The organism is Sphingomonas sp. PP-CE-3G-477 (assembly GCF_003050745.1).
In the GTDB taxonomy this organism is placed as follows: domain Bacteria; phylum Pseudomonadota; class Alphaproteobacteria; order Sphingomonadales; family Sphingomonadaceae; genus Sphingomonas.
Genome location: NZ_QAOF01000007.1, coordinates 17,190 through 43,992, shown reverse-complemented (window position 1 = coordinate 43,992; position 26,803 = coordinate 17,190). Strand labels below are relative to the sequence as shown.

Below are 26,803 nucleotides of genomic sequence, written 5' to 3'. Positions count from 1 at the left end.
CAACCAAGCCGCACGGAGCGACACTTGTCCGAATACGACGCGATAATCCTCGGCGCAGGCGCAGCCGGTCTCATGTGCGCCGCCGTCGCAGGCCAGCGCGGGCGGAAGATCCTGCTCGTCGATCATGCGGACCAGGCCGGCAAGAAGATCCTGATCTCCGGCGGCGGGCGGTGCAATTTCACCAACGTCCACACCGCCGCCGACCGCTACATCTCCGCCAACCCGCATTTCGCCAAGTCCGCACTCGGCCGCTACACCGCACAGGATTTCCTCGCGCTCGTCGAATCCTACGGCATCGCGTGGCACGAGAAGACGCTCGGCCAACTCTTCTGCGACGGCTCCGCGAAGCAGATCGTCGAGATGCTCCTCGACGAATGCGACAAGGGCCGCGTCGACCTGTCGCTCGGCCGCGCAGTCACCGGAGTCGAGCACGCACACGGCCGCTACCGCGTATCGCTCGACGGCCGCACCGTCACCGCGTCTGCGCTCGTCATCGCCACCGGAGGCCCATCGATCCCGAAGATGGGCGCGACCGGGTTCGCCTATGATCTCGCGCGGCAGTTCGGGCTGAAGGTCGTCGAACCCCGCCCCGCGCTCGTCCCATTGACGCTTGGCGGGGACGAGACGCTGTTCCGCGAACTGTCCGGAGTCGCTGCCGAAGTCGTCGCCACCGCCGACAAGACCGCGTTCCGCGAGGCCGCGCTGTTCACGCATCGCGGCCTGTCCGGCCCCGCGATCCTGCAAGTGTCCTCCTATTGGCGCAACGGCCAGCCCGTCGGGATCGATTTTCTCCCCGATCGCGAGTCCGGCTGGCTCCCCGCCGCCAAGCGTACCACGCCGCGCGCGACTCTCCGGAAACTGCTCGGAAACACGCTTCCAGACCGACTCGCGGAGACTTTGAGCGAGCGTTTGGGCATGACGAGCGAGATTTCCGCGCTCACCGACCGGAAACTCCAGGACGTCGAGCGCGCGCTAAGCCATTGGCAATTCACGCCAAACGGCTCCGAAGGCTATGCCAAGGCCGAGGTCACCGCAGGCGGAATTAGCACCGCGGAACTGTCATCGCAAACAATGCAAGCCAAACGCGTACCAATGCTGTATGCAGTCGGCGAAGCGGTCGATGTCACAGGGTGGCTCGGCGGCTACAACTTCCAATGGGCATGGGCGAGCGGGTGGGCCGCGGGTCAAGTCCTGTAGGGACCACCACGCCAGTGCCTTGCCGTTGCGTAAGCCGGCCACCAATTAGGACGTACATGCCTTTTACAAATATTCCGTCGCTTCTTTCCGAGGCGCTCGAAGCGCGCGGCTATACCGCGCTCACCCCCGTGCAGGCTCATGTGATCGAGGACAATGCGATCGGTCGCGACCTCGTCGTGTCGGCGCAGACCGGCTCGGGCAAGACCGTGGCGTTCGGCCTGGCGATGGCCGGCGAGCTGCTCGGTGAAGCGGGCGAGGACGGCGTCCAGCGCCTGCCCGCGCCGCACAAGCCGCTCGTCCTCTGCATCGCGCCGACTCGCGAGTTGGCACTCCAGGTCAGCCGCGAGCTGATGTGGCTCTATGCCAAGGCCGGTGCGCGTATCTCGACCTGCGTCGGCGGAATGGACGCCTCGAAGGAGCGTCGTTCGCTTGCCCACGGCGCGCATATCGTCGTCGGCACGCCGGGGCGTCTGCGCGACCATCTTGAGCGTGGCGCGCTCGACCTGTCGGCCTTGAAGGTTGCGGTGCTCGACGAGGCCGACGAGATGCTCGACATGGGCTTCCGCGAAGACCTCGAGCAGATCCTCGACGCGTCGCCTGAAGCACGCCGCACGCTGCTGTTCTCGGCGACGATGCCACGGCCGATCGTCGCGCTCGCCAAGCGCTACCAGAAGGACGCGCTGCGGATCTCGACCGTCGGCGAGGATCGCGGTCATGGCGACATTTCGTACCAGGCCGTCACGGTCTCGCCGTCCGAGATCGAGCATGCGGTGATCAACCTGCTGCGCTTCCACGAGGCGGAGACGGCGATGCTGTTCTGCGCCACGCGCGACAATGTGCGCCATCTGCATGCGAGCCTGGTCGAACGTGGCTTTGCCGCCGTCGCCCTGTCCGGCGAGCATTCGCAGAACGAGCGTAACGCTGCGCTTCAGGCTCTGCGTGACCGCCGTGCGCGCGTCTGCGTGGCGACCGACGTTGCCGCTCGCGGTATCGATCTTCCGACGCTGTCGCTGGTCGTTCACGTCGAACTGCCGCGCGATGCCGAGACGCTCCAGCATCGCTCGGGTCGTACCGGTCGTGCGGGCAAGAAGGGCACCGCCGTCCTGATCGTGCCGTTCCCGCGCCGCCGTCGCGTCGAGATGATGCTCCGTGGTGCGAAGATCAACGCGGAGTGGGTCAACGCCCCGACAGCGGAGGACATCCGCAAGAACGATCACGAGCGGCTGATCGGCATGCTGTTGCAGCCGGTCGAGGTCGAGGAGGAGGATCGCGCACTCGCCGTCCGCCTGATGGCCGAAAAGACGCCGGAAGATATCGCCGCCGCGCTGGTGCACATGCACCGCGCGACGATGCCGCAGGCCGAGGACCTGATTGACCAGAGCAAGCAGCCGACTCAGGACGAGCGTTCGCAGGGGCCGCGCGCCGGCTTTGAGGACACGGTGTGGTTCCGGATGGATATCGGCCGTCGCCAGAACGCCGATCCGCGCTGGATCCTGCCGCTGATCTGCCGTCGCGGGCACATCACGAAGTCCGAGATCGGTGCGATCCGGATTGGGCCGAACGAGACGGCGTTCGAGATCCCTCGCGCTGTGGCGTCGCGGTTCTCGGCGGCGATTCAGCGGACTGCGCAGGCTGGCGAGGAAGAGAGCGGCGTGGCGATCGAGGCGATGCAGGGCGCGCCCGAGAGCGGCGCTCGGCATGACGGTGGTGGCGGTGGTCGCAGCAATGCGAGCGGTCCCCGCTCGACGCTTCACCGTGCGGCCCCGCGTGGCGGTCCGGCTCCGGCGCGGAAGCCTCCGTACCGTGGTAACCGCGAGCGTAGCTGAGCTAGCACGATCCTTTGGTTGGGCTCTTCACTCAACCAAAGTCCTTTGCCTAAGCCCTCCCCAAACCCGTCACCCCAGCGAAAGCTGGGGTATCCCACGTGGCTCGCGACGCGCGCAAAACAGGGAGATCCCAGCTTCCGCTGGGATGACGGTGGTTTGGGGGGGCGGAGGCGTTGGGTGGCTCGGTGATGCATTTGGGACGCTACAATAAGGATACGGGGATGGTCGGCCTGCAATCGCGATGGTCCGCATGACCGCGGACACCCCAATCCGCATCCTCGTCGACGCCGACGCATGTCCCGTCAAAGACGAGATCTACAAGGTCGCGTGGCGCCATGAAGTCCCCGTGACGATCGTCGCCAACAGCCATTTCCGCATTCCGGTCCACCCGTTGATCTCCCGTGTCGTGGTCAGCGACGGGTTCGACGCGGCCGACGACTGGATCGCCGAACAGGCCGACGCGAAGTCGGTCGTGATCACCGCCGACATCCTGCTCGCCGACCGCTGCGTGAAAGCCGGCGCGACCGTACTCGCCAATACCGGCAAGCCATTCACCACCAGTTCGATCGGCGGCGCCATCGCCACCCGCGCGATCATGGCTGACCTGCGTGCGGGCGGCGACATCATCGGCGGGCCGGCGCCGTTTTCGAAGAGCGACCGGTCGAGCTTCCTGTCCGCGCTCGATGCCGCGCTTGTCCGGTTGAAGCGCCGCTAAGCTCGCGTCGCCTGCCCTGAAACCGACTTTACTGGTTGCCATCCCGGTCCCCGCGTCGGCATAGGCGCGCGTTCATTGAAGGATGACGCGATGCAGACGGACGCTGGCGGCCCCGCTTTGGGGCTGGATTTCGGCACGACCAACAGCGTCGTGGCGCTTGGGACCAAAGGCGGTTCGCCGGAGCTGGTGACGTTCGCCGCCCCTGCCGAGACGAGCCCGGTGTTTCGCTCGGCGCTGTGCTTCTGGCAGGACGACAGCGGCAAGGGGCTCGCGTCGGAGGCGGGGCCTTGGGCGATCGCGGAGTATATGGAATACCCGCTCGACAGCCGGTTCATCCAGTCGTTTAAGTCGGTCGCGGCGATGAAGACCTTCGAGCAGGCCTCGGTCTTCGACAAGCGTTATCGGTTCGAGGAGATGGGCCAGCTGTTTCTCGAGAAGCTGATTTCGCATGCGGGCGGCAAGCTCGACACGCGGCCGCACCGGATCGTCGTCGGCCGCCCAGTCGAATACGCCGGCGCGCGGCCCGACGAGGCACTGGCGCGGACGCGGTATGACGCGATGTTCAAAGGCTTCGGGGCGGAGATCCATTACGTCTACGAACCGCTCGGTGCGGCGTATAGCTACGCGACGCGGCTGACCGAGCCGGCGACGATCCTTGTGGCGGATTTTGGCGGCGGGACGAGCGACTTTTCAGTGGTGCGCGTTGCCGAGCCGGGCGCGGCGCGGCGGTGCACGCCCCTGGGGCATGCCGGCGTCGGGATCGCGGGCGACCGGTTCGATTACCGGATCCTCGACCGGCTGGTGCTGCCAATGCTCGGCAAGGGCGGCGCGTACAAGTCGTTCGGCAAGGAGCTGGAGATTCCGCGCGCGTATTTCGCCGATTTCGCGGACTGGTCACGCCTCGCCCTGATGCGCAACCGCAAGACGATGACCGAGCTGGAGCGGTTGCAGAAGACCGCCGTGGATCCCGACGCGATCGGGCGGATGATCGCGGTGATCGAGAACGAACTGGGCTATCCGCTGTACGATGCGGTCGGGTCGCTCAAGCGCGCGCTGTCGAGTGGCGAGGATGCGCATTTCCACTTTGCGGGTGCGGGGCTGGAGATCGAGGCGGACGTGACGCGGGCGCAGTTCGAGGGCTGGATCGCCGACGACGTCGTGCGGATCGAGGCGGCGGTCGACCGGGCCTTGGAGGTGGCGAACGTCGGTGGCGACGAGATCGACCGGGTGTTCCTGACTGGGGGATCGTCGCTGATCCCGCGTATCCGCCGGATTTTCGTCGAGCGGTTCGGCGAGGCGGCGATCATGAGCGGCGGCGAGCTGACGTCGATCGCGCATGGGCTGGCCTTGATCGGTGAGCAGGACGACATTGCGGCTTGGTCGGCATGATCCCTCGGGTGCTGTTGGGAACGGCGCAGGTGCCGGGTGGGGGTGAACTCCGGTTGCTGCAACGTGGCGCGGAGTTCTCGATCATGCTCGGCGCGAACGAGTTGATGAACAGCCGGCTGAGCGGGTCGGAAGAGGCTCTGGCGGAGCAGGCTTGCGACCGGATCGGCGGGCGGTCGGGCGTGCGGATGCTGATCGGCGGGCTTGGCATGGGGTTTACCCTTCGCGCGGCGCTGGCACGGCTCGGTCCTGACACGGCAGTTGCGGTTGCCGAGATCGTACCGGCGGTGATCGAATGGGCGCGGGGGCCTATGGCGGCGCTGCACGGGGACAGCCTGACCGATCCACGGACGCGCATTTTCGAGGGCGATGTCGCCGCGGCGATCGCAGAGGGTGATTGGGACGCGATCCTGCTCGACGTCGACAACGGTCCGGACGGAATTTCGCGGCCGGGTAACGACCGGCTTTACGGGGCGCGCGGATTGTCTCTGGCGCGATCGGCCTTGCGGCCGGGCGGGGTGCTTGCCGTGTGGTCGTCGGCGCCGAGCAAGCCGTTCGCTACCCGGCTTGCCGAAGCGGGTTTCGCGGTCGACGAAGTTATCGCGCGGGCGAAGCGGAAGGGCGGCGCGCGGCACACGATCTGGTTCGCCACCAAGCCATGATCTGGCGGTGGGCCGTCTTGATCGCGCTGTCGGCGGTGATCGCCGCGCTGCTCGAAGTCGTCGGGCTGCCTGCGGGGTTGCTGCTCGGGCCAATGGTCGCCGCGGTCGTGCTGGCGGTGCGGGGATGGTCTCTGAGCGTGCCGACTTCGGCGTTTCGCGGGGCGCAGGCGGCCGTCGGGACTTTGATTGCGGGGTCGATCACCACGGGGATCGTCGCGACGGTGGCGGATCACTGGCCGGTGTTCCTGATGGTCAACTTCGTCACGCTCGCGGCCAGTAGCGTGCTCGGATATTTGCTGAGCCGGTGGCAGGTGTTGCCGGGCACCGTCGCGGTGTGGGGATCGACGCCGGGCGCGGCGAGCGCGATGGTGTTGATGGCGCAGGCGTATGGCGCGGACTCGCGGTTGGTCGCGGTGATGACCTACACGCGGGTGGTGAGCGTGGCGGTGGTCGCGTCGGTGCTGGCGGCGGTGATGGTCGGCGGTGGTAGCGGGCATCATGTTGCGGCCACGTGGTTTGCGGCGGTCGATCCCGTCGCCGTCTTGCGGACGATCGCGATTGCCGGGGTTGGTGCGACCGTCGGGGTCGTGCTGAAGTTGCCAGCGGGGGCGCTGCTCGGGTCGCTGGTCGCGGGGGCTGCGCTCAACGTCACTGGCGTTGCGCAGCCGGTGCTGCCGCAGTGGCTGCTGGCGATCAGCTATGCGGTGGTCGGCTGGCGGATCGGGTTGTCGTTCACGCGCGATACGCTGCGGGTGGCGGGCAAGGCGATGCCGCGGATCCTGCTGTCGGTGGCGCTGCTGATCGCGTTCTGCGGCGGGATCGCGGCGGCGTTGACGCGGTGGTGGGGGATCGATCCGGTTACCGCGTATCTGGCGACTAGCCCGGGAGGGATGGATTCGGTCGCGATCATCGCTGCGTCGAGTCCGGTCGATGTGCCGTTCGTGATGGCGCTTCAGGTGCTGCGGTTTCTGGGGGTGTTGCTGATCGGGCCTCCGCTCGCGAAGTTCGTGGCGACGCGGCAGGGCGGGGTGCCGCCGCCGGTCATTCCGACCTGAATCTGATCCTCCCCTGCAAGGGGGAGGATTGAGGATCAGCCCTTGGTCGGGCGATACGCCTCGACGTCGATCTCGTGGCGCTTCAGCTTGTCGTAGAACGTCTTGCGCGGGATGCCGAGCGCGGCCAGCGCGGAGCGGACGTCGCCACTTACCTGTTGCAGCACGGCGCGGATCGTCGCTTCCTCGAACTTGTCGACGCGGGCGGGGAGGGGGATGTCGCTGTCTTCGTCGGCCGCGTCCTCCGCTTCGACGCGGAGCACAAGGCGTTTGGCCAGGTTGTCGAGTTCGCGGACGTTGCCGGGCCAGTCGTGCTGGCCGAGATACGCTAGCGTCGCGGTGTCGATCGTCGGGACCTCGCGGCCGAACCGTTCTGCCGCCTGGTGGAGTAGGTGGCCGAACAGCAGGGGTATGTCGTCGCGGCGTTCTCGGAGCGGCGGGATGCGGAGGCGTACTGCGTCGAGGCGGAAGAGGAGGTCGGCGCGGAAACGGCCTTCTTCGACCGCCTGTTCTAGCCCGGGTTTCGCGGCTGCGATCACGCGGAGGTCGAGCGCGCGGGGGAGGTCGCCGCCGACCGGCATCACCTCGCGCTCCTCGAGAACACGGAGCAGTTTTGCCTGAAACGCCGGCAGCGTGCTCTCGATCTCGTCGAGGAACAGCGTGCCGCGGTTCGAGGCCTCGATCCGGCCGGTGCGCGGCAGGCGCGAGTCGCCGTCGTGGCCGAACAGCTCGATCTCGGCGACCGCCTCGGGCAGCGCGGCGCAGTTGACTGCGACGAACGGGCGCGAGCGGCGGTTGCTCCAGCGGTGGAGGAGGACGGCGACAAGTTCCTTGCCGGTGCCGGTCTCGCCTTCGACCAGCACGTCGATGTCGGCCTGCGCGATCTGGCGCATGGTTTCGCGGAGGCGGACCATCACCGGGGTCTCGCCGATCAGCGGTTCGGCGCCGATCGTTTCCTCGGCGGCGGCGCGGAGACGGCGGTTGTCGAGGACGAGGCGGCGCATTTCGAGCGCCCGGCGCGCGCCCGCGATCAGGTGATCGGTCGCGAAGGGCTTGGGGATGAAGTCGAACGCGCCGTTCTTGAGCGCGGCGACCGCCATCGCGACGTCGCCGTGGCCGGTCATCAGCAGTACCGGGATCTCGTGGTCGATCGCGGCGATCCGGCGGAAAAGCTCCAAGCCGTCCATCTTCGGCATGCGGATGTCGGACACCACCGCGCCGTCGAACCCGGCGGTCACGCGGGCGAGCGCGACGGTCGGGTCGCGCTCGGCGATCACTGCGATGCCGGCGAGTTCGAACGATTGCTCCAGCGCACCGCGGAGAACGTCGTCGTCGTCGACGAGCAAGACGGCTTGCTCGCTCATGCCTTCACCAGGATCATACGGAAAATGGCGCCTTCTGGAGCGGGGACAAGGTCGAGCGTGCCGCCGAACTCGGTCATGATGTCGCGCGCGATGCCGAGGCCGAGCCCGAGGCCGTCCTTCTTGCTCGTCGCGAACGGGGTGAAGAGGTGGTCGGCGATGTCGGCCTCGATACCGGGGCCGTTGTCGGCGACGGTCAGCACGACGTCGCGGCCTTTACGCCCGACGGTGACGCTGACGCGGGCATCGCGGCGGTCGGCGACCGCGTCGAGGGCGTTCTGGAGCAGGTTAACCAGCACCTGCTCCAGGCGGACGCGGCCGGCGATTACCGTCAAGCGCGCCTCGGGACCGTTCGGGAGGTCGAGCATGACCCCCTTGGCGCGGAAGCGGTCGCCGATCAGCAGGCGGACGCCGTCGATCGCCTCGTCGAGCGCCACGGGGCCGACCGATCCTGCGCCGCGCCGGGCATAGCGCCTGAGCCCAGCGGTGATCGTGCCGATCCGGCTGGTGAGGTCGACGATTGACTGGAGATTGGTTGCCGCGCGCGCCGGTTCGCCGCGGTCGAGGAAGGCGGCTGCGTTGTCGGCGAAGGTGCGGATCGCGGCAACGGGCTGGTTGATCTCGTGCGCGACGCTTGCGGTGATCGTGCCGATCGAGCCGACGCGGTTGGCGTGCGCGAGTTCCTCGCGGGCCTGGCGGAAGCGCTGGTCGGACGCCTCGCGCTGTTCGACCTCGATCTGAAGGCGGTCGGCGGTGGCTCGGAGTTCGGCGGTGCGGCGGGCGACCTCCGCCTCCAGTTCTGCCCGCGCGCCGACGTTGCGCTTGCGCCGCTCGTACAGCCACCACGCGCCGAGCATCGCGGCGATCGTCAGCATTGCCGCAATCGCGGTTGCCCAGCGCGTGCGCGCAGCGGCCGTCCGCAAGGCAGCGTCGAGCGGCTCCATATGCACCAGCCGCCAGCCGGAGATCGGTACCGGCAGCGAGACGGTGATCGCAGGCGATCCGTCGGTCAGCCGTGAGACCCCCTCGGCAAGCGTCAGTGGGGCGGGGGCCAATGGCGACGTCCCGAACTGGCGCGTCTCGACCAGCTTGGCGCGGCGCGAAGGCGAGAGCGGGCGGGTGGTGCGAAATTCGAGCTTCGGATCGCTGGAGATCAGGATGACGCCGTCGGGATCGGTGACGAAGGTCGCCATCCGGTCCTGAATCCACGCGCGCGCGATCTTCTCGAACTCGACCTTGACCACGACCACGCCGAGCGGGCGACCGGCGCGGTCGATCCGGCGCGAGAGATACAGGCCCGGCCGCCCGCTGACGCTGCCGAGTGCGAAGAACTCGGTCGCGCCCGACGCCATCGCCTTGGTGAAATAGTCGCGGAATCGGTAGTCGTGGCCAAGGAAACTGTCGGGGCGCCCGGCGTTCGATGCGGCGATCGTCATGCCCTGCGTATCGAGCGCGTAGATCACCGGGGCGCCGGTGCGTTCGGCCAGCATCGCGAGCTTGGTGTTGAGCGCGGGGTCGACCTTGCCCGACGCGAGTGCCGCGCGGACGTCGGGGTATTCGCCGAGCATGATCGGCAACAGGCGATAGGTCTGCAGCTCCGCTTCGAGCAGGCGAAGGTTGCTCCGCGTCTGCTGGCCCGCGCGCATCCGAACGCCGGCGCGCGCGTCTTCGGCGGCGCGCTGGCCGTAGATCGAGGCGACTCCCGCGACGATCACGCCAAGCGCCGCGAACGCCAGCAGCACCGTCAACGCCGTGACGAAAAGGGAGGATCGGAGTCGCGTCATTTTGTGCGGATTATCACACACGCACCGCCCGCACCATTGATGAAATGCGGCAATTTCCGCACGTCAGAACAATGGGTATGCTGATAAATGGCTAAAAACCAACGTTCTAAGCGCTGAAAGTGCCGCTCTTGTAGTCCTGGGTTCGGCCCGGCATTACCGTCGCACACAACGTCCCGCGTGAGTGGACGAGAATACCAGGAGGCGATGTTGACCCTACCCACCCAGACATATGGCGTCGCGGAAACGCCCGCGCGGAAGCGCTGGAGCGGCCAGCTCTATATCCAGGTCCTGATCGCGATCGCGCTCGGCGCGGCGCTCGGGCATTTCTATCCGGCGTACGGCGCGGCGCTGAAGCCGCTCGGCGATGCGTTCATCAAGCTGGTGAAGATGATCATCGCACCGGTGATCTTCCTGACGCTCGTTACCGGCATCGCCGGGATGAAGGAGCTCGGCTCGGTCGGCCGCGTCGCTGGCAAGGCGTTCGCCTACTTCCTGTTCTTCTCGACGCTGGCGCTGATCGTCGGGCTTATCGTGGCCAACGTCGTCCAGCCGGGCGCGGGGATGAACATCGACGCCGCCACGCTCGATACCAAGGGCATCGCCGACTACACCGTGAAGGCGCACGAGACGACGATCACCGGGTTCCTGATGAGCATCATCCCGGACACGATGGTCAGCGCGTTCACCGAGGGCAACATCCTCCAGATCCTGCTCGTCGCGATCCTGTTCGGTATCTCGCTGAGCCTGGTCGGTGAGCCTGCCAAGCCGGTGCTGAACTTCCTCGAGCGCCTCAGCCTGATCGTCTTCAAGCTGGTCGGCATCCTGATGCGCGCGGCCCCGCTCGGTGCGTTCGGCGCGATCGCGTTCACGATCGGGAAGTACGGGATCGGCAGCCTTGCCAATCTCGGCGCGCTGGTCGCGACCTTCTATCTCACCGCGGTACTGTTCGTGATCGTCATCCTCGGCACGGTCGCGCGGCTGACTGGTTTCTCGATCTTCAAGCTGATCAAGTATCTGAAGGCGGAGCTGTTGCTGGTGCTCGGGACGTCGTCGTCGGAAGCGGCCCTGCCGAACCTGATCCAGAAGATGGAGGCGGCAGGCTGCGAGAAGTCGGTGGTCGGGCTGGTCGTGCCGACCGGCTATTCGTTCAACCTCGACGGCACCAACATCTACATGACGCTGGCGGCGCTGTTCATCGCGCAGGCGACCAACACGCATCTGACGCTCGGCCAGGAGTTGCTGCTGCTCGTGGTCGCGATGATCTCTTCGAAGGGTGCGGCGGGTGTTACCGGCGCGGGCTTCATCACGCTGGCCGCAACGCTGTCGATCGTGCCGACGGTGCCGATCGCTGGCATGGCGCTGATCCTCGGCGTCGACCGCTTCATGAGCGAGTGCCGCAGCCTCACCAACTTCATCGGCAACGCGGTCGCGACGATCGTCGTCGCCCGCTGGGAAGGCGCACTCGACCGCGACAAGCTCGATGCTGCGCTGTCGGGCAAGCTTCCCGAGTTCGTGCCGGCGGCCATCCCCGCCGCCGTTACCGCCCATTGATGCCGGCGGGGACGGCCAGTCCGTCCCCGTTCGCCAGTACCGGAACTTGCTTATGACCTCGATGACGATCCGCCGCTTGCGGCACGCGGCTGGCCTTGCCACGTCCGCGCTCTCGATCTTCGCGTTTGCGAATGTCGCCACCGCGCAGGCCGAGGCGCCGCCGTCACGGCAGGCCAATGTCGGCGCCAAGGACGTGTCGAGCACCGCCGAGGCCTCGCCGATCGCCGAGAGCTATCCCAACGCCGCGATCGGCGACGGCGTGACGGCGGGCGGTTACAACCAGTCGCGCTGGGCGGAGGACTGGTCGAAGCTGCGCGATCCCAAGAAGCGCAAGGACATCGTCGACCAGCTGAAGTTCATTTCGATCGCGGGTGATGGCGACGTCTATCTGACGCTGTCGGGCGAGGCGCGGTTCCGCGTCAACGAGACGACCAACCCCAATCTGCGCGATGCCGAGGCACAGCGACAGGACATTCTTCGCCTGTTCGGTGGCGCCGACCTGCATGTCGGCCAGCATCTCCGTTTCTATGGCGAGCTCGCACATGGGACGCTGGAGGGGCAGAATCTCGGGACCGCGCTGCCGAACCTGCGCAACAAGCTGGCCGTGCAGCAGGCATTCGTCGATCTGACCGGGACGGTCGCCGATGTCGATGTCGGCGTGCGCTATGGTCGCCAGACGTTCGCGGATGGCCCGAACCTGCTGGTCGTGCCGCGCGACAACAACACATTGTTCTTCGGCTTCAACGGCTTCCGCGCGTGGGCGCGCACCGCCGGCGTTCGTGCCGACGTGTTCGATTTCAAGCCGACCGCGTATGGCAATGGCGGTACTCAGGACGACAATGCGGAGAGCGCGCGGCGGTTCTCGGGCATCTCGACGGGCATCGTCGTGCCGGAGACGCTGTTCGGTGGCTCGAAGCTGTACGTCGATCCGTTCCTCTGGCGCCTGCGCAATCGCGCGGCGGTATGGGGCACGACCAACGCGCGTGAAGTCCGTAATTTCTATGGTCTGCACGTCTGGGGTGACGCGGGGCCGGTCAATCTCGACTGGACGATCAATTACCAGGGCGGTTCGTACGACAATCGTTCGATCAAGGCGTGGCTGATCCTGTTGGCGCAGACCTACAAGCTCGGTGACGGCAAGTCCGCGCCGCGCGTCGGTTTCCACGCGGACTATGCGAGCGGCGGCGGCGCATACGGTAACGGCACGTTGCGCAACTCGCTCGCGCCGTTCGGCAACAACATCTATTACAGCTATCAGCTGTTCGCGACGCCGACCAACCTGCTCGCGCTGGCGCCCAACGTGACCTTTACGCCGTTCGGCAAGCTGCGCATGACCGCGGAGTATCAGCGCTCGTGGCGCGATACGACGAGCGATGCGGTGTACCGTGCGAACGGCACCGCGTTTGCCGGCACGCAGAATTTCGGGGGCAAGAAGATAGCCGATACGCTGCGGTTCCAGGCGGTGTACCCGTTCACCTCGCGGCTGTCGTTCACCGGGCGGTACGAGCATCTGATCGCGGGGCCTGCGCTGACGAACGCGGGGTACAAGAACTCCGACTTCCTCGCCGGCTGGATCAGCTACCGGTTCTGACGCTTTACTGATCCTCCCCCGCAAGGGGGAGGTGGCGCCGTAGGCGACGGAGGGGGGGACACGGAACAGAGGTTGTTCTTACCTCCCCCTCCGTCTGGCAAGCGCCAGCCACCTCCCCCTGGCGGGGGAGGATTTGGGAGCACGGCGATACCGTTCGGATTAACCTGCGTCGCACTGCCAACAAATTCCATTGCATCGACCATACCGGTCCTTCAATTCCGCGATCGACTGTGGCACACAGGCTCCAACATCAGGAGTCACATGGCCATGGATCTCAGCTTCACGCCCGTGGAAGAAGCTTTCCGCGAGGAAGTCCGCGCGTTCTTTCGCGACAAACTTCCCGCTCGCCTCTCGACGCTGGTCCGCGAGGGCAAGCGCCTGCGGAAATCGGACATGGAGGAATGGCACGCGATCCTCAACGAACGCGGCTGGCTGGCGAACCACTGGCCCGAGCAATGGGGCGGACCCGGCTGGAGCGTGATCCAGCGGTTCATCTTCGACAATGAGTCCGCGCTCGCGCACGCGCCTCGCGTGGTACCGTTCGGCGTCAACATGCTCGGTCCCGTGCTGATCAAATACGGTTCCGAAGAGCAGAAGAAGCAGTGGCTGCCGCGGATCCTCGATGGCTCCGACTGGTGGTGCCAGGGGTATTCGGAGCCGGGCGCGGGCTCCGATCTCGCGGGCCTCAAGACCACCGCGGTGCGGAAGGGCGACGTCTATGTCGTCAACGGCCAGAAGACCTGGACGACACTCGGCCAGCATGCCGACATGATCTTCTGCCTCGTTCGCACCGACGCGACCGCGAAGAAGCAGGAAGGCATCTCGTTCCTGCTGATCGACATGAAGTCGCCCGGCATCGAGGTCCGCCCGATCACGCTGATCGACGGCGAGCAGGAGGTGAACGAGGTGTTCTTCACCGATGTCGAGGTGCCCGTCGCCAACCTCGTCGGCGAAGAGAATATGGGCTGGACCTATGCCAAGTACCTGCTGACCTACGAGCGCACCAACATCGCCGGCGTCGGCTTCTCGATCGCGTCGTTCGAGCGGCTGAAGGAAGTCGCGCAGATGCAGAAGAAGGGTGGGCGCTCGCTGGCGGACGATCCGCTGTTCGCGGCGCGGATGGCGCGGGTCGAGATCGATCTGGCGAACATGCAGACGACCAACCTCCGCGTGTTGGCGGCGGTCGCGGGTGGCGGTGCGCCTGGTGCGGAAAGCTCGATGCTCAAGATCAAGGGCACCGAGATCCGCCAGGAGATCACCTCGCTGACGCGTCGTGCGTATGGATCATACGCGGCGCCGTACATACCCGAAGCTCTGGAAGCCGGGTGGAACGGCGAGGATGTCGGCCCGGAGGACGCGGCGATGGCGGCGCCGAGCTATTTCAACAATCGTAAATTGTCGATCTTCGGCGGGTCGAACGAGATCCAGAAGAACATCATCTCCAAAGCCATCCTGGGTCTGTGATACCATGAACTTCGAACACACCGACGACCGCCGCATGCTCGCCGACACGCTCGTGCGGGCGTTGCGCGACGGCTATCCGATCGAGACGCGCAATGCGGGCGCGTATGGCGAGACGGGGTATGACCCGGCGGTCTGGCAGCAGTTGACCGAACTCGGCATCGTCTCGGCGCTGTTCGACGAGGCGGCGGGCGGCTTCGGCGGCAGCGGGTTCGACATCATGGTAGTGTTCGAGGCGCTCGGCCGCGCGCTGGTGGTCGAGCCGTTCCTGGGCGCGCTGATGGCGGGACGTGCGCTCGCGAAGGCTGGCGGGCATGACGAGACGCTGGCCGGGATCGTGTCGGGCGAGACGATCGCCGCGTTCGCGCATGAGGATGGCGCGACGCCGGTGACCGCGACGAAGAGCGGCGATGGCTGGATGCTGAGCGGGACGAAGGCGGTTGTTTCGCAGGCGGGCGCCGCATCGGTGTTCGTTGTGACGGTAGAGCAGGATGGCGACCCGCTCGTGCTGCTCGTGCCCGCGGATACGGCCGGGGTGTCGGTGCGGAGCTTCAACGTCGTTGAGGGTGGCGCGGCCGGGGACGTGACGTTCGAGAATGTTACCCTCGGCGCCGATGCGCGCGTCGGTAGCGAAGGGCAGGGGCAGGCGATCGTCGATGCGGCGGTCGGGGCGGGGTTGCTCGCGCTGTCGGCCGAGGCGGTCGGCGCGATGGAGTTCGTCAAGGAAGCGACGCTTGGCTACCTTCGCGACCGGAAGCAGTTCGGCGTGCCGATCGGCAAGTTCCAGGCGCTCCAGCACCGCATGGCGACGGTGTTGCTCGAGATCGAGCAGGCGCATTCCGCGGTGATCAACGCGGCGTCGGCGTTCGATGGCGACGATGCACGCGCGCGAGACCGTGCCCTGTCCGCGGCAAAATACACGATCGGGCGAACTGGTGCGCTGGTCGCCGAGGAGACGATCCAGCTCCACGGCGGCATTGGCATGACGTGGGAATACGCGGTGTCGCACTACGCCAAGCGGCTGGTGATGATCGACCATCAACTCGGCGACGAGGACCACCACCTCCAACGCTACATCGCGCTGGGCTGAGACGTTCAATCCGTCATCCTGACTCTGGTCAGGATGACGGTACGAACTACCGCGTGCGCTTCCCGATCATCGGTCGGAGCCGCACGCCGAGGCAGATCACCGTAGGCCAGAGAAGCGTGTTGAGGATGTCCAGCGAGGTATCTCCCCAGCGCCAGGACCCGAAGCTCAGCCGGTCCATGATCTCGTTGAAGGCCTCGCCCGCGACGACGACCCACCACGGGATGAACGTCCCGAACGATCGACGCGTCACCAGTCGCGCGATCATCAACAATGCCATGCCGGCGTGGATGTGCAGGATGGCATCGGGCAGTCCCGTCCCGTCGCCGATCCAGATGATGGCATCATGGTACAATTTGGGGATCACGCTTCACTCCGGGCGAGAACGGCAGGGCCGTGGCAGTGCGAGCCTATACGAGCCTCAACCGGAAGCGCCAATCGTACCGAGCATCAACGGTTTGAGCGCGGCGATCGTCGCGTCGAGCCAAGCGATGAACCGATCGATCCGCGCGATCCGGCGAACGTCGCGGTGGACGACGAGCCAGAACGAGCGCTGGATGTCCACCGCTTCGGGCAACACGCGCACCAGTCCCGGCATTTGGTCGCCGATGAAGCACGGCAGGATCCCACAGCCCGCTCCCGCCGCGATCAGTTCGGCCTGCGCGACGATGCTCGAACTGCGGATCGACGCATCGAGCCGCCCGTCTATCTCTGCTAGGTAACGAAGCTCGGGCGCGTAGATCATGTCCGGGACGTAGCCGATCAGCCGGTGCCGCATCAGGTCCGCGGTGTTCGCGATCGGCCCCGTCCGCGCGAGGTGATCGGGATGCGCGTAGAGGCCGAGGTGATAGTCGGTCAGCTTTCGCGCGACCAACGGGCCGCTCTTCGGTCGCGCGAGCATCACCGCGATATCCGCCTCTCGCCGTGATGGATTGAGGAACCCGGTCGACGCGATCAGGTCGACCGCGATCCGCGGATGCTGGTTAGTGAACGACGCGAGCCGCGGCGCGAGGATACGGCTGCCGAACCCTTCCGAGACGCTCAACCGGATCGGCCCCGCGAGCACGCCCGCGTCAGTGCCGACGACTTCCTGGATGCCCAGCGCGGACGCCTCCATCGTCTCGGCGTGGTCGAGCAACGCCGCGCCGCGTTCGGTCAGCGCATAGCCCGCGACGGTCTGCTCGAACAACGTCGTCTGGAGTCGGCGTTCAAGTCTTTGCAGCCGCCGCGAGACTGTCGTCGCGTCCTGTCCCAGCAGTTTTGCGGCTGGCCCAAGCCGGTGTGTGCGCGCCAGAGCGAGGAAATACCGGACGTCGTCCCAATCCATGAACGCCTCACCCCATGCTGCATATTCGCAGAGCGATTCTGCAAACAGCCCCACTTGGCTGCAAAAGCCTTATGGCCGAAGGTGCGGATAACTAGAAGAGGATGCCCATGCGGACGATCGAGAATTTCGTGAGCGGTGCGGCCAGCACGGCTGAGCGCTTCGGCGACGTATTCGACCCGAATTCGGGCGAGGTGCAGGCGCGCGTGCGGTTGTCGGGCGCGACCGATCTGGATGCGGCCGTTGCCGCCGCGCAGAAGGCGCAGCCGGGGTGGGCCGCGACCAACCCTCAACGGCGTGCTCGCGTGATGTTCGAGTTCAAGCGGCTCGTCGAGGCGAACATGGACGAACTGGCGCGGCTGCTCTCGTCCGAGCACGGCAAGGTGATCGCGGACTCGAAGGGCGATATCCAGCGCGGGCTCGAGGTGATCGAGTTTTGCTGCGGCATCCCGCACATCCTCAAGGGCGAATATACGCAGGGCGCCGGGCCCGGGATCGACGTGTATTCGATGCGCCAGCCATTAGGCATTGGCGCGGGGATCACGCCGTTCAATTTCCCGGCGATGATTCCGCTGTGGATGAGCGGAGTCGCGATCGCCACCGGCAACGCGTTCATCCTGAAGCCCAGCGAGCGCGATCCTTCGTTGCCGGTGCGGCTCGGCGAATTGTTCGTCGAGGCAGGGCTGCCCGAGGGCATCTTCCAGGTCGTTCACGGCGACAAGGAAATGGTCGACGCGATCCTCGATCATCCGGCGATCTCGGCGGTCAGCTTCGTCGGATCGTCCGACATCGCGCATTACGTGTACCGTCGCGGCGTCGAGGCGGGCAAGCGCGTCCAGGCGATGGGCGGCGCGAAGAACCACGGGATCGTCATGCCCGACGCGGACCTCGACCAGGTCGTCGCGGACTTGTCGGGCGCGGCGTTCGGCTCGGCGGGCGAGCGCTGCATGGCGCTGCCGGTGGTGGTGCCCGTTGGCGAGAAGACCGCGATCGCGTTGCGCGAGAAGCTGATCCCGGCGATCGCTGCTTTGCGGGTTGGCGTGTCGACCGACAACGACGCGCATTACGGCCCGGTCGTGAACGCGGCGCATCGCAACCGAATCGAGAACTGGATCCAGACCGGCGTCGACGAGGGCGCGGAGCTGGTCGTCGATGGGCGCGGGTTTGCGTTGCAGGGGCATGAGAAGGGTTTCTTCATCGGGCCTTCGCTGTTCGATCACGTGACGACGGAGATGTCGGCGTACAAGGAGGAGATCTTCGGACCTGTCCTCCAGATCGTCCGCGCCGCCGATTTCGAGGAGGCCGTGCGCCTGCCGAGCGAGCATCAATACGGCAACGGCGTCGCGATCTTCACGCGCAACGGGCACGCGGCGCGGGAGTTCGCGGCACGGGTGAACGTCGGGATGGTGGGCATCAACGTGCCGATCCCGGTGCCGGTGGCGTATCACACGTTCGGCGGGTGGAAGCGCTCGGCGTTCGGCGATACCAACCAGCACGGCATGGAGGGCGTGAAGTTCTGGACCAAGGTCAAGACGATCACGCAGCGCTGGCCGGACGGGTCCGCGCTTCCGGCGATGGCCGAGGATGGCGGGCCTGCCCGTAATAACGACGCGTTCGTTATCCCGACGATGGGGTGATTGGCGTGCGCTTGGGAACCGTCGCCCTCGTCGTTCGCGACCATGACGAAGCGATTGCGTATTTCGTCGGTACGCTGGGCTTCGTGCTGGTCGAAGATAGCGATCTGGGCGGCGGCAAGCGTTGGGTGCGTGTTGCTGCCCCGGGCGGTGGTTCGGCGCTGCTGCTCGCCAAGGCGGTTGGCAATGAGCAGATCGCGGCGATCGGCAAGGCTGGCGGCGGGCGCGTTTCTTATTTCCTGAACACCGACGATTTCTGGGCATCTTACGCGGCGCTGAAAGCCAACGGCGTTGATTTCGTCGAAGCGCCGCGCGACGAGGCCTACGGATGGGTCGTCGTGTTCGCCGACCTGTACGGCAACCAATGGGATCTGGTCGGATTGACCGCAGACGCAAAAGCCAGTGGAGCTTCCTCGTGACCAACCAGTTCGACCTCACCGACGACCAGCGCGAAATCCAGGAGCTGGCACGCCGGTTCACCGCCGACCGGATCACGCCGCACGCGGCCGAGTGGGACGAGAAGCACATCTTCCCGCGCGAGACGATCAAGGCGGCGGCCGAACTCGGGTTTGCGGCGATCTATGTCAGTGAGGAGAGCGGCGGGATCGCGCTTGGGCGGCTCGAAGCGGCGCTGATCATGGAGGCGATGTCGTATGGATGTCCCTCGACGTCGGCGTTCATCAGCATTCATAACATGGCGGCTTGGATGATCGACCGGTTCGGATCGGCCGCGGTGAAGGACAAGTACCTCCCCGATCTGGTGACGATGGACCGGCTGGCGAGCTATTGCCTGACCGAGCCTGGGTCTGGGTCAGACGCGGCTGCTCTGAAAACGCGTGCTGTGCGTGACGGCGACGACTGGATCGTGACGGGCTCGAAGCAGTTCATCTCGGGCGCGGGTGAGAACGAGGTGTATGTCACAATGGTCCGCACTGGAGAGGACGGGCCGAAGGGCATTTCGTGCCTCGTGATCGAGAAGGACATGCCGGGCGTGTCGTTCGGCGCGAACGAGAAGAAGCTGGGCTGGCATTCTCAGCCGACGCGGCAGGTGATCTTCGATGGCGTCCGCTTGCCGGGTGCGAACATGGTTGGCGGCGAGGGCGAGGGCTTTCGGATCGCGATGATGGGGCTCGATGGCGGGCGGCTGAACATCGGCGCGTGCTCGCTCGGTGGGGCGCAGCGGTGTCTCGATGAGGCGATTGCGTATACTAGGGACCGGAAACAGTTCGGGAAGGCGATCGCGGACTTCCAGAACACGCAGTTCATGCTGGCGGACATGGCGACCGAATTAGAGGCGGCGCGGGCGCTGCTCTACATCGCGGCGGCGAAGGTGACGGCGAACGCGCCCGACAAGACCAAGTTCGCGGCGATGGCGAAGCGGCTGGCGACCGATACCGGCTCGTCGGTGGTCGACCGTGCGTTGCAGCTGCATGGCGGCTACGGGTATCTGCAGGACTATCCGATCGAGCGCTTCTGGCGCGACCTGCGTGTGCATTCGATCCTGGAGGGGACGAACCAGGTCATGCGGATGATCGTCGGTCGCGAACTGACGCGGCAGTGAGTCCGCGCAGCCGTAATCTTGATCTTCGCGCCTTTGCGCCTTTGCGTGAACAAGAAGGTTTTGATCACGCGAAGGCGCAAAGGCGCGAAGAGCTTATGCAGTGGAGCAATCGTCGTGACCGATGATCTGATCGTCGAGCGTGAAGGGCCTGTCGGCCGTATTCGGTTGAATCGACCGAAGGCATTGCACGCGTTGAATCTGGCGATGTGCGAAGGCGTGCTTGAGGCGCTGGAAGCTTGGCGTGGCGATGCGGCGGTCGAGGCGATCGTGGTGGATCATGCCGAAGGGCGTGGGTTCTGTGCTGGCGGGGATATCCGCATGCTTGCCGCTTCCGGCGCGACTGACGGGGTCGAGGCGCGGGCGTTCTTTCATGCCGAGTACCGCATGAACCATCGGCTGTTCACCTATGCCAAGCTGATCGTCGCGTTCATGGACGGGATCACGATGGGCGGCGGCGTCGGACTCGCGCTGCCGTGCCGGTTTCGCGTCGCGACCGAGAACACCAAGTTCGCGATGCCCGAGACGGGGATCGGGTTGTTCCCGGATGTCGGTGGCGGCTGGTATCTGTCGCGGTTGCCGGGGCGGATCGGGCAGTATCTGGCGCTGACCGGGCACCGGCTCGACGGCGCGGAGTGTCTCGCGCTCGGCTTGGCGACGCATTTTCTCGCGAGCGATACGCTCGATACGGCCAAGGCGGGGATCGCGGAGACACCACAGAATATCGCGGGCGTGTTGGACGCATTGGCCACGTCGGCACCCGACGCGAAGATCTTGGCTCGCAAGGACGAGATCGACCGGCTTTTCGCGTCGGACGTGCTGGAGGAGATCTATGACGCGCTCGACGCCGATGGTGGGGAGTGGGCGACTCAGACGCTCGCGACGCTGAAGACCAAGTCGCCGCAGACGATGAAGGTTTCGCTCCGGCTGCTCCACGAGGGCGCGGCTATGGCGAGTTTCGCGGACGAGATGCGGCAGGAATATGCGGTCGGCGCGCATGTCGTGCAGCGGCATGACTTTATCGAGGGCGTGCGGGCGGTGATCGTCGACAAGGACAATGCGCCGCGCTGGGATCCAGCGATGCCCGAGGATGTAACCGATCACGTGATCGACCAGATCTTCGCGCCTTTGCCGGAACATGAGGCTTGGACGCCGGGCTGATCGAACGATGTTCTCCCGCGAAGGCGGGAGCCCAGTCTGGGTCCCCGCCTTCGCGGGGATACAAGGAGTAAGTGAATGACCTACGAAACGATCCTCGTCGAGCAGCGCGGTGGCGTTACGCTCGTCACATTGAACCGCCCTCAGGCGCTGAACGCGCTGAATTCGCACGTGCTCGCCGACCTGATCGCCGCATTCGCCGCGTTCGATGCGGATGCGTCGCAGGGGTGTGCGGTGCTGACTGGGAGCGCGAAGGCGTTCGCGGCGGGGGCGGACATCAAGGAGATGCAGTCGCAGGGCTTCGCCGAGATGTACGCGAGCAACTTTTTCGCGGGCTGGGAGAATTTTACGCGGACGCGCAAACCGGTCATCGCGGCGGTGGCGGGCTATGCGCTCGGCGGCGGGTGCGAGCTGGCGATGATGTGCGACTTCATCCTCGCTGCCGATACCGCCAAGTTCGGCCAGCCCGAGATCAAGCTCGCCGTGTCGCCGGGCATGGGCGGATCGCAACGCCTCACGCGCGCGGTTGGCAAGGCCAAGGCGATGGAGATGTGCCTGACCGGAAGGATGATGGACGCCGCCGAAGCCGAGCGTGCGGGGCTGGTCTCGCGGATCGTGCCGGCGGACGATCTGGTCGAGGAGGCGGTGAAGACCGCGACCACGATCGCGGCGATGGCGCCGCTGGCGGTGCTGGCGAATAAGGAAATGGTCAACGCGGCGTTCGAGACGGGGCTCGCGATGGGCGTGCAGTTCGAGCGGCGGCTGTTCCACGGGCTGTTCGGGACTGAGGACCAGAGCGAGGGCATGGCCGCTTTCGTCGAGAAGCGCGCCGGGACCTGGACGGGGAAATGAACCGGATTCCCCTCCCGCTTGCGGGAGGGGTCAGGGGAGGGGCGTGCCTCGATTGCCGACGCAACGTGTGCGGCACTGCCCTCCCCCAGCCCCTCCCGTGAACGGGAGGGGAGCAAGATTAGGAGAGAGAACATGGCACGGATCGGTTTCATCGGGCTCGGCAACATGGGCGGCGGGATGGCGGCGAACCTCGCCAAGAAGGGCCACGACGTTCGCGCGTTCGATCTGAGCGTCGACGCGCTGGGCAAGGCGAAGGCCGCGGGCTGCCTGCCGGTTGCATCGGCTGCCGAAGCCGCGAACGGTGCCGAGGCAATCGTGACGATGCTCCCCGCCGGCAAGCATGTCGCGGAGGTCTATGACGCGCTGTTCGGCGTCGCGTCGCCGTCCGCGATCCTGATCGACTGTTCGACGATCGACGTCGCCACTGCCAAGCAGGTCGCCGCCGCCGCGCAGGCCAAGGGGCTCGTCGCGGTCGACGCGCCCGTCTCGGGCGGGATCGGCGCGGCGAATGCGGGGACGCTGACCTTCATGGTCGGCGGGTCGGCCGAGGCGTTCGACCGGGCGCAGGCGATCCTCGCGGACATGGGCAAGGCGGTCATCCACGCGGGCGCGAGTGGTGCGGGGCAGGCTGCGAAGATCTGCAACAACATGATCCTCGGCGCGACGATGATCGCGACCTGCGAGGCGTTCGTGCTGGCGGAGAAGCTTGGGCTCGATGCGCAGGCGTTTTACGACATCGCGAGCGTGTCCTCGGGCCAGAGCTGGTCGATGACGACGTACGCGCCGCTCCCCGGCATCGGTCCCGATACGCCTGCCGATCATGACTATCAGGGCGGCTTCGCGGCAGCGTTAATGCTCAAGGATCTACGGCTCGCAATGGCTGCGGCGAAGAATACCGGCGCGGATACTCCGATGGGCGCGAAGGCGGCCGAGCGTTACGAGGCGTTCGCCGAGGCCGGGCAAGGTGGCCTCGACTTCTCGGCAATCATCCGTACGCTCTGAGCTTCAGAGGAAGCGGATCAGCATCAGTAGCAGGCCGAGGATCGAGCCTAGCCAGCACAAGCTGCGGACGTACTTAATTCCGAACAGATAGAGCGGGATGTAGGCGATCCGTGCGCCGAACCAGAGCCATGCACCGATCGCACCGATACCGCCGGTACGATCGGTCACTACCAACCCCAGCGCGAGCGCGATGAAGACCGGGTAGGTTTCCTGGAAATTCTTCAGCGCGCGTTCGGCGCGGCCGGCCATCTCGCCGAGCGGCTTCTGCTCGCCGTCGCGCGGCCCCGCGTTCCAGTCGAGCCCGCGGTCGCGCGTCGCGGTCTGTCCCTGGATCATGACGTAGGCGAACAGCAGGACCGTCGACCAGCCCATCAGCAGCATTTCGGTAGGCAGCGTCATGGTCGATCTCCGCAGGGTAGCGGGTCTCGAACGCCGCTATGCGAGCGTGGTTGCGCTGCGCTGGATTGGAATGGCAAGCCGCTGGGCATCGCGGGCGCGGTGGAACGCGCGGTCGGCGTCGTCGATCGCGCCGAGCAGCGCGCCGAAGCACGGCATCTCGTCGATCGGATAGACGCGCGACAGGTCATGGCCGAGCGCGAAAACGTCGCGCTGCGTGAGCAGTCCGATCGCGACGATGCGGTCTTGATCCGGCATATGTCAGGCTCCGTTTGTATAACACATGTTAACACAACGGGACGACTATGTATCAGAAATGTCGGACGAAGAGACCAAGCGAGCCTTAGCCGAGCCCAAGTCGCTCGCGCGCCTGCCATCGGGCGATCATGAGTACCGAAACCACCGCCAACCCGGTCGCCAGCCCGGTCCAGATGCCGACTCCGCCCCAGCCGCGCCCGAACGCTAGCCATGCACCGACGCCGATTCCTATGCCCCAATAGCCGATCGCGGCGAACAGCATCGGCACTTTGGTATCGCCCAGTCCGCGCAACATGCCTGCGCCGATCACCTGCGCGCCGTCGACCACCTGGAACACCGCGGCGACCGCGAGCAGCGAGATCGCCAGCGTGACGACCGGCGCGTTGGCAGGCGCGTCGACGTCGAGGATGATGCCGATCAGCATTTGCGGGGCTAGGATTAGGAGCGTTGCGGTCAGCACCATGAAGCCTTCGCCGATCGCGAACGCCGCCCAGCCGGCACGGCCGATGCCTGCGCGGTCGCCGCGACCCGAGGCGAGACCGACGCGGACGGTGGCAGCTTGCGCGATGCCGAGCGGGACCATGAACGTGACGCTGGCGATCTGGATCGCGATCGCGTGCGCGGCGAGCGGTACGGTGCCGAGCAGGCCCATCAGGAACACCGCGGCGATGAACACGGTGGATTCGAACCCCAGCGTGATCGCGATCGGCAGGCCAAGCTTCCAGACCGCGCGGTATCGCGGCCAGTCGCTGCGCCAGAACCGGCCCAGCAGGTGGTAGCGGCGGAACGGCCTGGCATAGACGATGACCGCCGCCATCGCGACGAAGCTGAGGCCGTTGGCGATGCTGCTCGCCATCCCCGAGCCGAGCAGGCCGAGCGCGGGGAGACCCGCATGGCCGAAGATCAGCAGCCAGTTGAGCCCGGCGTTGACGACCAGCAGCCCGACCATCACGACCAGCGACCAGGCGGGTTTCTCGAGCGCGGCGACGAACGCGCGGAGTACGAGGAAGCAGAGGCTGGGCAGCATTCCCCACATCACTGCGCGGACGAACCGCGCCGCTTCGTGCGCGAGCAGCGGGTCCTGGTCGAGCAGGTGGACTAGGACCGGTTCGGCGTTCCACAGCACGATCCACGAGGGCAGGCAGAGCGTTGCGGCGACCCAGATCGTCTGGCGCACGGTCCGCCGGATATCGCGCACCGCATGTGGCCGCGCGCCGCGCTCGCGTGCGATCATCGGGACGGCGGCGGTGGTGAGGCCCATGCCGAAAATCAGGAAGACGAGGTAGAGGTTGAGGCCGAGCGTCGCCGCCGCCAGCGTGTCCGACCCGAGCCGCCCCAGCATCGCGACGTCGGTCGCGCCTACCAGTGCCTGCGCGAGGTTGGTCGCGACGAGCGGCCAGGCGAGTTTCAGCGTGGCGGCGAACTCGGTGCGCCAGGGGCGGGGCGGGGTGGACGTCATCCGCTGGCTTTAGCCGGGTTAGGCGGCTTGTCGATTACTCGCGTGATCCTCGTGATGGTAGGGAAGGCGACTCATGGGAGGGCATGCAACGGATGTCGTCCATTCCTCCCCCTCCGTCAGGCTGATGCCTGCCACCTGCCCCTGGCGGGGGAGGATCGATAGGGTGAACTATGGCGCGCAGATTGCGCGGTTGAGGCCGTCGAGGTTTTCACCAACTCCGTCATCCTGACGAAAGTCAGGATCCAGGGTAACGGATGGTGTCCTGTCTGGCTCTGGACCCTGACTTTCGTCAGGATGACGGGTGGGCGTTGGTGCTCACCCGGATCCAACCTCTATTCGAAGTTTCTCTTACCGCATCAACCCGGCCGCCCGGAGCGCGTTCTCAATCGTCGACTGGATACCGGTGGGCGCTTCGGCGCGTGGCTTCGATGCAGGCTTTGGCGAGACGGGGATCGCGATCTTGGCGATCCGTTCGACTGGTGCCGGCTTGACCGCGGTTTCCGCCTTCGCCGCCGCTAGCAGGCCCCAGGATTTCGCGATCACCGCGGTGCTAGAAATCCCGACGTCGAGCATGAACGGCCCCGCGGCGCCCAAGCGCTCGCCGCGCAACGGATCGATCGGCGTTCCGTGGCCCATCCCCGGCACGGTCCAGTCTTCGACGACGTCGCGGCCTTCCGCGTCCGACCAGATCCGGTGGACGGCGGTGCCTACCTGCTCCGTGCGCATTGCTTTGGCGTCGACGCCGTGGACGCCGCGCCACTGCCGCGCGGTCGTGTCCGCGTTCGCTACGCTCACCGTCGCGTCCGCGCCGCCGTGCCAGATCGCGAGCGTCGGCCAGCGTCCGTCGTGGCCACGAGCGCCGCTGCGGACCGCGTCGACCAGTGCGGTATCGCTGGTGTCGCCATGCCCGCGCATCCGGTCGAGCGCCTGCGACACGCCGGTCGCGGTGCCGTAGGCGAGCCCCCCGATCACAGCACCACCGGCGAACAGGTCAGGCCGTGTGGCGAGCATCGCCATCGTCATCGCGCCGCCCGCCGACAGGCCGGTAACGTAGACGCGGCTGCGGTCGAGGTCGTGGCGCGCGATCATCGTCTCGGTCATCTGCGCGATCGATTCCGCCTCGCCGCCCGCTTGCGCGGTGTCCTCCGACGCGAACCAGTTGAAGCAGCGGTTTGGATTGTTCGCGCGCGTCTGCTCGGGGAAGACCAGCGCAAAACCGGCGCGATCGGCGAGCTTCGACCAGCCTGAGCCGTGGTCATACCCGGCCGCGGTCTGCGTGCAGCCGTGGAGGACGACGACCAGTGGTGCGTTCGCTGGCAGGTTGGCGGGAACGTAGCCGAAGCCGAGCAGCGCACCCGGATTGGTCCCGAACTCGGTCAGCGGCGTCAGGCGGCTGGGCGCGATGTCGCGCGGCGTCGGCGCTCCGGCGCGCGCCATGCGGGCGAGGGTATCGGCGATGTTTCTCACGGTAATCGAGCCTTTCGTCGCC

24 protein-coding genes are annotated in these 26,803 nt (G+C 66.4%); 16 read left to right on the top strand and 8 right to left on the bottom strand.

Annotation, left to right across the window (positions count from 1 at the left end):
• The first annotated feature begins 72 nt into the window (after nt 1–72).
• The 6 genes from C8J45_RS13925 (at nt 73) to C8J45_RS13900 (ending at nt 6,841) form a co-directional block, all read left to right on the top strand.
• The gene (locus tag C8J45_RS13925; protein ID WP_107963860.1) at nt 73–1,197 is read left to right on the top strand and encodes an NAD(P)/FAD-dependent oxidoreductase; all 1,125 of its coding nucleotides are present in this window, start codon (nt 73–75) and stop codon (nt 1,195–1,197) included.
• Nucleotides 1,198–1,253: 56 nt separating this feature from the next.
• Nucleotides 1,254–3,023, top strand: a complete 1,770-nt coding sequence (locus C8J45_RS13920; protein WP_056055171.1) for a DEAD/DEAH box helicase — start codon at nt 1,254–1,256, stop codon at nt 3,021–3,023.
• Nucleotides 3,024–3,273: 250 nt separating this feature from the next.
• Nucleotides 3,274–3,738, top strand: coding sequence for a YaiI/YqxD family protein (locus C8J45_RS13915; RefSeq protein ID WP_107963859.1), 465 nt, complete (start codon nt 3,274–3,276; stop codon nt 3,736–3,738).
• Nucleotides 3,739–3,828: 90 nt separating this feature from the next.
• Nucleotides 3,829–5,127: an Hsp70 family protein gene (locus tag C8J45_RS13910; RefSeq protein ID WP_107963858.1), complete on the top strand. Its 1,299-nt coding sequence runs from the start codon at nt 3,829–3,831 to the stop codon at nt 5,125–5,127.
• A complete protein-coding gene (locus C8J45_RS13905) occupies nt 5,124–5,786 on the top strand; it encodes a spermidine synthase (RefSeq protein WP_107963757.1) in 663 nt (220 codons plus the stop codon). The genes C8J45_RS13910 and C8J45_RS13905 overlap by 4 nt, the downstream gene beginning before the upstream one ends.
• Nucleotides 5,783–6,841: an AbrB family transcriptional regulator gene (locus C8J45_RS13900; RefSeq protein ID WP_107963756.1), complete on the top strand. Its 1,059-nt coding sequence runs from the start codon at nt 5,783–5,785 to the stop codon at nt 6,839–6,841. Before C8J45_RS13905 ends, C8J45_RS13900 begins: the two co-directional genes overlap by 4 nt.
• A 35-nt stretch (nt 6,842–6,876) precedes the next feature.
• Here the strand turns inward: C8J45_RS13900 and C8J45_RS13895 are convergent, their stop codons facing one another.
• Nucleotides 6,877–8,202, bottom strand: a complete 1,326-nt coding sequence (locus C8J45_RS13895; RefSeq protein ID WP_107963755.1) for a sigma-54 dependent transcriptional regulator — start codon at nt 8,200–8,202, stop codon at nt 6,877–6,879.
• Nucleotides 8,199–9,983 (bottom strand): ATP-binding protein, encoded by a 1,785-nt coding sequence (locus C8J45_RS13890; RefSeq protein ID WP_219907385.1) that lies wholly within the window; start codon nt 9,981–9,983, stop codon nt 8,199–8,201. The genes C8J45_RS13895 and C8J45_RS13890 overlap by 4 nt, the downstream gene beginning before the upstream one ends.
• Before the next feature lie 207 nt (nt 9,984–10,190).
• Between C8J45_RS13890 and C8J45_RS13885 the strand changes: the two genes are divergently transcribed.
• From C8J45_RS13885 to C8J45_RS13870, 4 genes are all read left to right on the top strand, one after another.
• On the top strand, nt 10,191–11,534 hold the full coding sequence (locus C8J45_RS13885; RefSeq protein ID WP_374956448.1) for a dicarboxylate/amino acid:cation symporter: 1,344 nt from the start codon (nt 10,191–10,193) through the stop codon (nt 11,532–11,534).
• A 52-nt stretch (nt 11,535–11,586) separates the two neighbouring features.
• On the top strand, nt 11,587–13,125 hold the full coding sequence (locus C8J45_RS13880; RefSeq protein ID WP_258191458.1) for an alginate export family protein: 1,539 nt from the start codon (nt 11,587–11,589) through the stop codon (nt 13,123–13,125).
• Nucleotides 13,126–13,392: 267 nt separating this feature from the next.
• Nucleotides 13,393–14,589 carry an acyl-CoA dehydrogenase family protein gene (locus C8J45_RS13875; RefSeq protein ID WP_107963855.1) on the top strand — a complete coding sequence of 399 codons (1,197 nt, stop codon included), beginning with the start codon at nt 13,393–13,395 and terminating at the stop codon, nt 14,587–14,589.
• A 4-nt stretch (nt 14,590–14,593) separates the two neighbouring features.
• A complete protein-coding gene (locus C8J45_RS13870; protein ID WP_107963753.1) occupies nt 14,594–15,676 on the top strand; it encodes an acyl-CoA dehydrogenase family protein in 1,083 nt (360 codons plus the stop codon).
• A 46-nt stretch (nt 15,677–15,722) separates the two neighbouring features.
• Here C8J45_RS13870 and C8J45_RS13865 read toward each other — a convergent pair whose 3' ends face one another.
• Nucleotides 15,723–16,040 carry a hypothetical protein gene (locus C8J45_RS13865; RefSeq protein WP_107963752.1) on the bottom strand — a complete coding sequence of 106 codons (318 nt, stop codon included), beginning with the start codon at nt 16,038–16,040 and terminating at the stop codon, nt 15,723–15,725.
• 54 nt (nt 16,041–16,094) lie between these two features.
• Nucleotides 16,095–17,000, bottom strand: a complete 906-nt coding sequence (locus tag C8J45_RS13860; protein ID WP_107963854.1) for a LysR family transcriptional regulator — start codon at nt 16,998–17,000, stop codon at nt 16,095–16,097.
• Between the two features lie 107 nt (nt 17,001–17,107).
• Between C8J45_RS13860 and C8J45_RS13855 the strand changes: the two genes are divergently transcribed.
• The 6 genes from C8J45_RS13855 (at nt 17,108) to mmsB (ending at nt 23,201) form a co-directional block, all read left to right on the top strand.
• A complete protein-coding gene (locus C8J45_RS13855; protein WP_107963751.1) occupies nt 17,108–18,634 on the top strand; it encodes a CoA-acylating methylmalonate-semialdehyde dehydrogenase in 1,527 nt (508 codons plus the stop codon).
• A 5-nt stretch (nt 18,635–18,639) separates the two neighbouring features.
• The gene (locus C8J45_RS13850) at nt 18,640–19,050 is read left to right on the top strand and encodes a VOC family protein (RefSeq protein ID WP_258191457.1); all 411 of its coding nucleotides are present in this window, start codon (nt 18,640–18,642) and stop codon (nt 19,048–19,050) included.
• A complete protein-coding gene (locus tag C8J45_RS13845; RefSeq protein ID WP_107963750.1) occupies nt 19,047–20,192 on the top strand; it encodes an acyl-CoA dehydrogenase family protein in 1,146 nt (381 codons plus the stop codon). The genes C8J45_RS13850 and C8J45_RS13845 overlap by 4 nt, the downstream gene beginning before the upstream one ends.
• A 114-nt stretch (nt 20,193–20,306) precedes the next feature.
• Nucleotides 20,307–21,350, top strand: a complete 1,044-nt coding sequence (locus C8J45_RS13840; RefSeq protein ID WP_107963749.1) for an enoyl-CoA hydratase/isomerase family protein — start codon at nt 20,307–20,309, stop codon at nt 21,348–21,350.
• A gap of 75 nt (nt 21,351–21,425) precedes the next feature.
• Nucleotides 21,426–22,199, top strand: coding sequence for an enoyl-CoA hydratase (locus C8J45_RS13835; RefSeq protein WP_107963748.1), 774 nt, complete (start codon nt 21,426–21,428; stop codon nt 22,197–22,199).
• Between the two features lie 132 nt (nt 22,200–22,331).
• Nucleotides 22,332–23,201, top strand: a complete 870-nt coding sequence (gene mmsB / locus C8J45_RS13830) for a 3-hydroxyisobutyrate dehydrogenase (protein WP_107963747.1) — start codon at nt 22,332–22,334, stop codon at nt 23,199–23,201.
• 3 nt (nt 23,202–23,204) lie between these two features.
• On the opposite strand, the gene C8J45_RS13825 is transcribed toward mmsB, so the two are convergent.
• The 4 genes from C8J45_RS13825 to C8J45_RS13810 form a co-directional block, all read right to left on the bottom strand.
• Nucleotides 23,205–23,600 carry an MAPEG family protein gene (locus C8J45_RS13825; protein WP_107963746.1) on the bottom strand — a complete coding sequence of 132 codons (396 nt, stop codon included), beginning with the start codon at nt 23,598–23,600 and terminating at the stop codon, nt 23,205–23,207.
• A gap of 36 nt (nt 23,601–23,636) precedes the next feature.
• A complete protein-coding gene (locus C8J45_RS13820) occupies nt 23,637–23,855 on the bottom strand; it encodes a hypothetical protein (RefSeq protein ID WP_107954376.1) in 219 nt (72 codons plus the stop codon).
• 85 nt (nt 23,856–23,940) lie between these two features.
• Nucleotides 23,941–25,314: an MATE family efflux transporter gene (locus tag C8J45_RS13815; RefSeq protein WP_107963745.1), complete on the bottom strand. Its 1,374-nt coding sequence runs from the start codon at nt 25,312–25,314 to the stop codon at nt 23,941–23,943.
• Nucleotides 25,315–25,662: 348 nt separating this feature from the next.
• Nucleotides 25,663–26,751 (bottom strand): PHB depolymerase family esterase, encoded by a 1,089-nt coding sequence (locus C8J45_RS13810; protein WP_219907383.1) that lies wholly within the window; start codon nt 26,749–26,751, stop codon nt 25,663–25,665.
• Nucleotides 26,752–26,803 lie beyond the last annotated feature (52 nt).